4 protein-coding genes and 1 pseudogene are annotated in these 8,485 nt (G+C 72.2%); 1 reads left to right on the top strand and 4 read right to left on the bottom strand.

Features of this window, described 5'->3' with window-relative positions:
• Positions 1-953, bottom strand: a pseudogene (locus K6I33_RS27160) (protein phosphatase); the annotation flags it as partial.
• Positions 954-1,082: 129 nt separating this feature from the next.
• On the bottom strand, positions 1,083-2,024 hold the full coding sequence (locus tag K6I33_RS27155; protein ID WP_229357165.1) for a cyclase family protein: 942 nt from the start codon (positions 2,022-2,024) through the stop codon (positions 1,083-1,085).
• Between the two features lie 168 nt (positions 2,025-2,192).
• Here K6I33_RS27155 and K6I33_RS27150 point away from each other — a divergent pair, with 168 nt between their 5' ends.
• Positions 2,193-5,819, top strand: a complete 3,627-nt coding sequence (locus K6I33_RS27150; RefSeq protein WP_229357164.1) for an ATP-binding protein — start codon at positions 2,193-2,195, stop codon at positions 5,817-5,819.
• A gap of 58 nt (positions 5,820-5,877) precedes the next feature.
• Here the strand turns inward: K6I33_RS27150 and K6I33_RS27145 are convergent, their stop codons facing one another.
• Both K6I33_RS27145 and K6I33_RS27140 read right to left on the bottom strand, forming a co-directional pair.
• A complete protein-coding gene (locus K6I33_RS27145) occupies positions 5,878-7,029 on the bottom strand; it encodes a PP2C family protein-serine/threonine phosphatase (RefSeq protein WP_229357163.1) in 1,152 nt (383 codons plus the stop codon).
• Positions 7,030-7,144: 115 nt separating this feature from the next.
• Positions 7,145-8,206, bottom strand: a complete 1,062-nt coding sequence (locus K6I33_RS27140; RefSeq protein ID WP_229357162.1) for an AI-2E family transporter — start codon at positions 8,204-8,206, stop codon at positions 7,145-7,147.
• Positions 8,207-8,485 lie beyond the last annotated feature (279 nt).

Genomic DNA, 8,485 nt, shown 5'->3' with positions numbered 1-8,485 from the left:
ACCTCGGTGGGCGGGGTGATCCCGGTGGGGACGGCGAGGCGCATGTCCGCTGTGGGCACGACCGCCTCGACGACGACCCCCTCCACACCGGAGGCGCTCGTCACCGGACGGCTCACCAGGGTGACCCGCCGGCCGCTGGGCAGGGCCACCTCGACGGCGGCCCGCTGGGCGGCGGAGATCAGCTCGGTGGCCCGTTCCTCCAGGATCATCCGGTCGCGCCAGTCCAGCCCGCTCGTGACCGGCCGGAGCGGCAGGCCGTCGGCGGCCGGCAACCGGCGCCGGATGTCGAGGTACGCCTGGAGCAGGGAGCGTTCACGCGCCGAACTCTGCTCCAGCAGCCGCTGCTCGATGGCCCCCGCCGCCTTGCTCATGACGATGTCCAGGGCCACGTCCACGTCGGTGTGCGGATAGCCCAGGCACAGCACCCCCTCGATGCGCCCGCTGAGCGGGTCCCGGACGGGCATCGCGGAGCACGCGTTGGCCTGGGAGCGTTCGGCGAAGTGCTCGGCGCCGTAGACGTGGATCAGCCGCCGCTCGGCCAGGGCCAGGCCGATGCCGTTGGTCCCCGCGAACTTCTCGTTGAACACGAAGCCCGGCACGGTCTGGATCGCGGGCAGCCGGGCGGCCATCGAGTCCTGGCCGAAGCGGCGTTGCAGCACGGCCCCGCGCCCGTCGGCCAGGGACACGTTCACGCTCCGTCCCGCGAACCGCTCCCGCAGCCGGTCCAGGACGGGCCCGGCCGCGCGGACGAGCCGCCCGTCGAGGTCCAGGTCCTGGACGAAGGGGAGCTCGCAGCCGTCCGGGGAGAGCCCCAGGGACACGGAACGCTGCCAGGAGTTCAGGATCGGGCCGCGCACGGCCGCCTCGACCGACTCGCCGCGGAGGAACTGGTCCCGGGCGAGCACGGGGCCGATGTCGTCCGCCACGAGCCCCATCCGGATCACCGCCCTCATCGGTGCACTGATGTTCCATTTTAGAACTTTGTCCAGACAGCGGATCCGGGTACGGAGAGGTGGGCGGCCGCCACGTTCCGTAGACCGCCGTCCCCCCGAACCGGGGTGGCCGCCCCCCGAACCGGGGTGTCAGAGCACCGCGACCGGGTTGACGGGCGAGCCCGTCCCGCCCGGGATGTTCAGGGGCGCCACCACCAGCAGGAACGTATACCGCCCCGCCGCCGCGCAGGCCGCCGCGAGCTCCTCCAGATCGAGGTTGTCCAGCAGCGGCACCCCCATCGCGGCGATGGCGAGGGCGTGCACGGGGGAGTGCACACCCTCCACCGGCGACGGCCGTACGTCGCTGTCGCCGTCGCCGCCGAGCAGCGCGATGCCGCGCTCGGCCAGCAGGGGCACGGCGTCCACGTGGAGACCCGCGCAGGCCGCGCCAGCGTCCCAGGGACCGAGCTCCGCGCGCCGGCGGTACCGGCCGACGCGCACCAGCACCGCGTCGCCCTCGCCGAACCGCGCGCCGAGCGCCGCCTCGGCCGCGGTGAGGTCCGCCGCGTCCACGGCCTCCCCGGGCTCCAGCCAGGCGCGTCCCCGGACGGCGGGCAGATCCAGCAGGACGCCCCTCGTCACCAGGGGACCGAGCGCCGGGACACCGCCGAACCGGGCGCCTCCCGCGCCGACGAGCTCCCGGGCGGCACCGCCGTCGTAGAGCCGCCCCCGGTAGGCCACATGCGACAGCGCGTCCAGATGACTGACGCTCTTGCCGTGGTAGTCGGCGCCGAGGAAATCCTTGTGGGTGGCGGGCTCGGGGGCCTCGACGTCGCCGAGGTCGGACATGTAGTGCAGCGCGGGCCTGGCGTTGTCCGGCCCGGACGCCGTGTCCCACGGCCGCCCCATCGGCACCACGGTCCCGGACCGCACCAGGGACGCGGCCCGCCGCACATGCTCGTCGGTCACCCGGTTCCAGGCCCCCCGGTCGGGCGCCGCTTCCCAGCGTCCCCACGCGCGGACCGCGTCGAAGAGCGTGTCGAACTGCTGTCGCGAGACGGCCCGAGGGGGGACGGCGGGGTGGGTGCTCATCTGCTGCTCGGCGCTCCGATCGGTACGGGTCGCCGCCACCGTACGGAGACGCCGACCGGGTTGCGCGCGGTCGGTCGCGTGGTTCGATGGAAGTACGCGGGGAACCGACCAGTTGGCGTACACGCCGCCCGTTCCTGTACCGAGCGCGTCTCGGAGGAAGGGAGGGCGATGACGAAGGTGATCCGGCGCCCGCCCGGCAAACGACGGCCGCGCAGCGCCCCCATGGCGAGCCTCCATCTGCGGCGGGCCGCGGCACGCGGCAGATGGACCGGCCTCTCCCTCCTGCACCGGCTGACGATCCGTTGGGAGGCACGGCGCGGCACCACCCGGCCCCGGAAATGGCGCCATTGGGGCTCCTACACCAATCTCATCCGCGTCCTCTGCCTGCTCGCCGCGCTCGTGGTCGTCGTCTGGACCACCGAGGCGATCCTCATCCTCGTCCGCCACACGACGACCGACTTCGAGAAGTGGCAGAAGGGCGACGCGGGCTTCAACGCGCTCATGCGCTTCGTCGGCCCGTTCCTCGTCGCCGGACTCGTCACCGCCGTCTTCCTGTTCTGGTGGTACCGCTGGACCAAACGCCGCTACCTCGCGAAGGCCCGCAAGAACCCCCAGGACCTGGTCCTCACCGCCGGGCCCGATACCGCGGAGGTCGTCGGACGGCAGGAGATCGCCCAGGTCATCGCCCAGCGGCTGCGGGACCGCGCCACGCGCAGACCGTATCTGCTGGTCGGCGGGGTGGGCACGGGGAAGACCGCGGTGCTGGTACAGCTCACCGGGCTGCTGGCCCGGCAGGGCGCCGTACCCGTGCCCATCCGGCTGCGGGACGCCGCCGACCAGTCGGACCTCAACTTCGAGAAGATGGCCAAGCGCCGCTTCTGCGAGGAAGCCCCCCAGGGCATCCTCGCCCGCACCAAAACCGAACGGGTGTGGCAGCAGCTGCTCGCGGACGACAAACCGGTCGTCATCGCCGACGGGCTGGAGGAAGCCATCCTGGGCGAGAAGTTCCAGGACGACCGGGACAACATCATCCGCCGGGCCATCGAACGGGCCGACGACGAGAAGCTCCCCCTGGTCATCGCCACCCGGCCGCACACCCCGCTGGAAGGGACCCGTGCCGCGATCATCGAACTGGAACCCCTGAGCGAGGAGGCGGCACTCGAGTTCGTCGAGGCCGACGCCCCGGAGGCGGACGAGCGCCGTCTCGACTGGATCGTCGAGACGGCCGAGGTGACCGAGTCGCCGATCTACCTGCAGATCGCACGGGAGCTGAACAGGCACGACGCGCTCGACCACGACCGGCCGCGACCCGGCAGCCGACGCCTCGACACCCGCAGCCGCGACCGCTCCGCCCTCCGGCTGTGGCTGCTGGAGACCTGGGCCGACGCGCTGCTGCGGGGCAGGCTGCGGAGCGGGGTGGTCCTGGGCGAACAGGACCGTCGCGACACACTCGAAGTGGTCTCGGCGCTGGCGTGCGTGGGACTGCTCCAGGACAAGCTGGAAGTCCGTACCGAAGACCTGCTGGGCGCGCGTCTCCACCCCACCCGGACACAGTCGCTGGCGGTCGAGGCCGAGCACGTCTGGGCCATGAGACCCGGCCCGGACCCGCACGGACGACGCGGCGACGCCCTGACCGAGTGGCACCGCCGGCAGATCTGGGACGGACTGTGCGCCAGGCTCAGCACCAGGGAACGCCGGCGGCTGTGCGAAGGGACCGTCGACGAATGCCACGCCGCACTGGCCCGTTGCGTCGCCAACGCGGACGCCCTCGACCTGGTCGAGGGGTTCGAGAAGAAGGTCCGTTTCCCCCACAGCATCCTCCAGGCGTACTTCGGCCACCGGATGCTCCACCACCTCGGGGAGGGCACCGCACACGCGCTCGTCGAAAGGGCGCTGCAGCCGCCCGGCCCCGGCCGTGAGCTGCTCATCGCCCTGGTGATGCTCTCCCGCCGGCGCGCGGCCGACGCGGGGCCTCCGGCACCCGGCGTGGTGGCCGCGGCCAAGGAGGACCTCCGGCAATGGTGGCGGCGGGCCCCGCTGACCGGCCGGTCCCTGACCCGGCGGCTGCTCCAGGCCGCGGACCGGCGGGACGACCCCAAGGCGCTGGACCTCTACGCCGCCGCCCTGGAGATCGAATGTGTCCGGCAGCAGCCCGAGTTGCTGAGTGAGATCGTCTCCGCTCTCAAGGACGACTGGCACAGCGTCAAAGGGGGCAGACGGACCCTCGACGAGGCGAAACTCCGCGCGGTCAAACAACTGGGAGCGGCCCTGCGCACGGCCGGCCGGACCATCAACACCACACCGCTGTATCTCCAGATGCTGGAACTGGGTGTCGCCGAGACCTCATACTCCATCCGCCTCGCGGTCGCGCAGGAATGCGGGAACGGCGGCGATCTGGCGTTCGGCGTGATCCGCAAGTGGATCGGGGACATCAACCGGGACCCGCTCGAGGAGTACGAAGCGAAGATCGAGGAGTTCAGGGCCGAGAAGAGGGAGCGGCTCGACAAATGGGCAGGCAGGATGCAGAACGCCTCGGCCACGACGGCGTCCCCGCGGGGCTCCCCCGAGGACGGCCGGGACGACGAACTGAACCGCGAGCGACGGGACATCCTCGAGAACTACCGCAAGCAACGGGAGAAGTGGTGGCGAGAGTTCGTCATGCGCTGCTGGATGCTTCCCATGCTGCTCGGCTCCGTGAGCGAGGACCTGCGCGAAGAAGCCCGCAACCGCCTGAACGTGTGGCTGCGGCACCTCGACCCGGCGTACACCCGAGGCGTCCCTGATCTGCCGATGTCGATGGAGTGCGCGCTGGCCCAGGGCTTCAAATACGCGGCCAACCGCCGCAAACGCCACCTGTACACCGATCCCGGTGGGCGGAAGGACCTCATCCGGCAGGCGGAGACCATGCTCCGCCGGACCCGGTGCTGGTACGCACAGCTCAGCCTGCTCCAGGCACTGTGCCTCTGGGAGCTCCCCGACAGCGCCGCCCGCCACCGGGGGAACGCCTTCCGCGATCCGCGCCGGGACGGGGGCCGTGCCGCCCCCGGTACGTCGTCCCCCGACGGCACCCGCCCCACGACGGCCGTGCAGACCGTACGACGCTGGCTGGCCATGGCCGGCACGGACCACGCGGCGGCGGCCGGCAAGCCCACTGGGCGGAGAGCGGCCCGGCTTCCCCTGCACCCGTTCGTCGCGGAGACGGGCGACCTGGTGGCCCTCGCCCTGGAGACCAGGCGGCCGGAACGCTACCTCTGGATCGACGAGAAGGGCGTCGCCGACACCATCGGCTCCCGGGCCGGAGGGTCACAGTCCTACCGCAAGCACCACCTGTGGATCCCGCCCTCGGTCGGCTGGAGCACCCTCGACGCGCGGGCCCAGTGCCTCGTCGCCGATGTGCTGGTCATGCTCAACCTCATCGAGCGCGACGGGCAGCCGGACGAGGTCGAGGACCGGCTGAACCGCTCCCAGCAGCCGGCCATGCCGCTGCCCCCCTGCATCACCACCGATCGCAGGGCACTGTGCCCGGAACTCAAGGCCGGCACCTCGGGCCCGCCGGTACCGGGCAGCACCTGCCTGGCCAACTGCCCGTTCCAGTTCTGCCCCTACCCACCCCGGGGGACCCGGTCCCGCGCGGAGATCCGCGAGCCCTTCTGCCGCCAGCAGCAGGCCCTGCTGCCCGGACGCCTCCGCCGCCTACCGAGGCTGACCCACCGCAGGACACCGGACTGGGTCGGTATGGGCGCTCCCGAACTCCACGGCTTCTGGGAGGACATGGCACACCGTATGCGGGGTTAGGGGCGCGTCGCCTCAGGCCTCGTCGCGTCGCCTCCGGCCGTACGACGATCCCGGGCGATCACGCCGCCGGGGAGCCCGCGGCGGCCGTACCGTCGGTCGTCAGGCGCTGGACGGCGACCAGGGCGGCGTCGTCGCCGAGTGAGCCCCCGGAGTGGGCGAGCAGGTCCTCGCACAGGTACCGCAGGAGCGCCTCGGGCTTGCCGCCCGGCCAGGACGCCAGGCGCTCGGCCAGCGGATAGAACCGGCCGGTGGCGTCACGCGCCTCGACGACGCCGTCCGTGTACAGCAGGACGAGATCGCCGGGCCCGAAGGCGAAGGACTCCACGGCGAAGCCGGTGCGGGAGAACTCGATGAGCCCCAGCGGCAGCCCGGGCTGCTCCACCTCCAGCGCGATGACCCGGCTGTCGCGCAGCAGCAGGGGAGGGGGATGTCCGCAGCTGACCATGCGCAGGACCGGATCGGCGTCGGGCACGTCCAGCACGGCCGCGGTGACGAACGCCTCCTCCCGGTGCGGCCGCTCCTCGCGCGCCACGCCCGGGTCGCTCAGCCCGGAGGAGAGCGCGCCTTCGAGGTCGGCGACCAGCACCGGCAGCTCGGCCTGCCGGTGCGCGGCGGCCCGGAAGGCGCCGAGCACGAGCGCGGCGTCACCGATGGCCTCCAGGCCCTTGCCGCGCACGTCCCCGATGACGAGCCGGGTGCCCCGCGCCGTGCGCGCCACGGCGTACAGATCGCCGCCGATCCGGGCCTCCGCCTCGGCCGCGAGATACACGGACCCGATGCGCAGCGGGCCGACCCGCCGGGGCAACGGCCGCATCACCACGCCCTGGGTCGCCTCGGCGACCGATCTGAGCTGCGTCATCTCCTTCTCGTGCCGCTCGCGGCGGTGGGCGAAGAGGGTGACGATCGCCGAGATCAGGATCAGGGCGCTGATCTGGAGGGTGTGGTTGAGGTCGGTGAGGCTGGTGCGGATGACGGCGACGACCGACTGGGCCAGGACGGCGATCACGCCGATGGCCCCGGTCAGCCGGGGGCCGGCGAAGGACGCCGTGATGGCGGGGGCGGCGACGAGGAAGGGGCCGAGGTGCACCTCGGGCGGGGCGAGGACGTCGACGACGGTGACGGCCACGATGACGAGGAGCGGTACGGCGACCAGCGTCCGGCTCGGCCGCCCCGGCGATCGGGGCGTCCCGGGTGGTCGCCGAAGGTGCATGGCTCCTGCTTACACCACCCGGGACCGCCGCCCCCGCCGCCATGCCCGCCACCCGGCGGAACCGGGCGGGCGAACGGGCGACCGGCGACCGGTGGCTGATGGCCGGGCGGTGCGGTCAGGCGCGGTCGATGCGGGGAAAGACCGAGTCGTCGAGCACGATGCCGATGCCCACGGCGACGGGGATGGCGATGAGCGCCCCGACGATGCCCAGCAGCGCTCCGCCGACCACGACGGCGACGACCGTCACGATGGGGTGGACATTGACGGCGAAACTCATCGCCTTGGGCATGATCAGGTAGTCCTCGGCCAGCCGGAAGGCGATGTAGAAGCCCGCGGTGCCCAGGGCGACGGGAAAGGACACCGCCAGGGCGACGAGGCTGACGACCACCCCGCCGATGGTCGACCCCACGATCGGGATCATGTCCATCAGGGCGACGAAGACGCCGAGCGCGGCCGGGTAGGGCACATCCAGCCCGGCGCACCAGGCGAAGGTGGCGAGACCGGCGATGACGGACGTGACGACGTTGCCGAGCATGTACCGGCCGACCCTCAGCAGGATCTCCTCGGTCAGCTCCACCACGGCCGCCCTGCGGCTGAGCGGGACGAAGCGGTAGGCGAATCGCTTCAGCTGCTCCATCCCGACCATGAAGTAGATGGTCAGGACGACGACCAGCCCCGCCCCCGTCACCGCGCTGACGACGAGGTGCCCGGCGCCCAGCAGCCCGCCCACCACCGTCGTGCCGAGGTGGGGGCCGAATTCCTTGCGGGCCCGGTCCAGCAGGTGGTAGCGCGTTTCCAGGCGCCCGAGGAAGGAGCGGTGGTCGTGCAGCTGGTCCACCCACTTCGGCACCGCGTCGACGAGCGCCGAGGCCTCCTCGGTCACGGGCGGGATCACCAGCGCGAGGAACCCCGCCAGCAGCCCCAGCAGCCCGGCAACGGCGACGGCGACCGCCCAGCCCCGGCGGATCCGCCGCCTGGTCATCCAGGCGACCACGGGTTCCATGCTGATCGCAGAGAAGAGGGAGAGGAGGAGAAGGGTGAGGATGCCGCTGATGCGCAGGACGGTCTCGAGGACCGTATAGGCCAGCGTCAGCCCCAGCCCCACGCTGAACCCGGCCGTGAACCAGGACGGCGTCGGCCGCACCCGCAAGCCCTGCCCCGGACGGTCGCTCGGCACATCCTGTCCTCTCTCCAGGGGGTCGCGGCTCTACGTACCCCCTTGCGTGAGCGTGCGATCACGTCGGGTGGGTGAATCGGGTGCCGGATGTGAGGCCGCCCATGAGAGCTGGGTCACCTACGAGGTGGGGTAGTGGGGTGGCGGCCCGCCTATGGGGGCATTTCGGGCATTTGGGTTGTGGTCTGGACCTCGTTCCTTGGGGTGTCGCGTAGTAGGTCACACCTTTGCCAGCCGGATCCGCCGCCGCTAACAATTGCGGAGTCGCCTGGCGCCGTGGAC

Source organism: Streptomyces sp. UNOB3_S3 (assembly GCF_020740895.1).
In the GTDB taxonomy this organism is placed as follows: Bacteria; Actinomycetota; Actinomycetes; order Streptomycetales; family Streptomycetaceae; genus Streptomyces.
Note: the sequence above shows the minus strand (reverse complement) of the source record. Positions and strands in the feature narration are given on the sequence as shown.

Excerpts from the sequence above, each read along its gene's own strand:
- K6I33_RS27155 (WP_229357165.1), bottom strand. The coding sequence starts at position 2,024 with ATGAGCACCCACCCCGCCGTCCCCCCTCGGGCCGTCTCGCGACAGCAG.
- K6I33_RS27145 (WP_229357163.1), bottom strand. The coding sequence starts at position 7,029 with ATGCACCTTCGGCGACCACCCGGGACGCCCCGATCGCCGGGGCGGCCG.
- K6I33_RS27150 (WP_229357164.1), top strand. The coding sequence starts at position 2,193 with ATGACGAAGGTGATCCGGCGCCCGCCCGGCAAACGACGGCCGCGCAGC.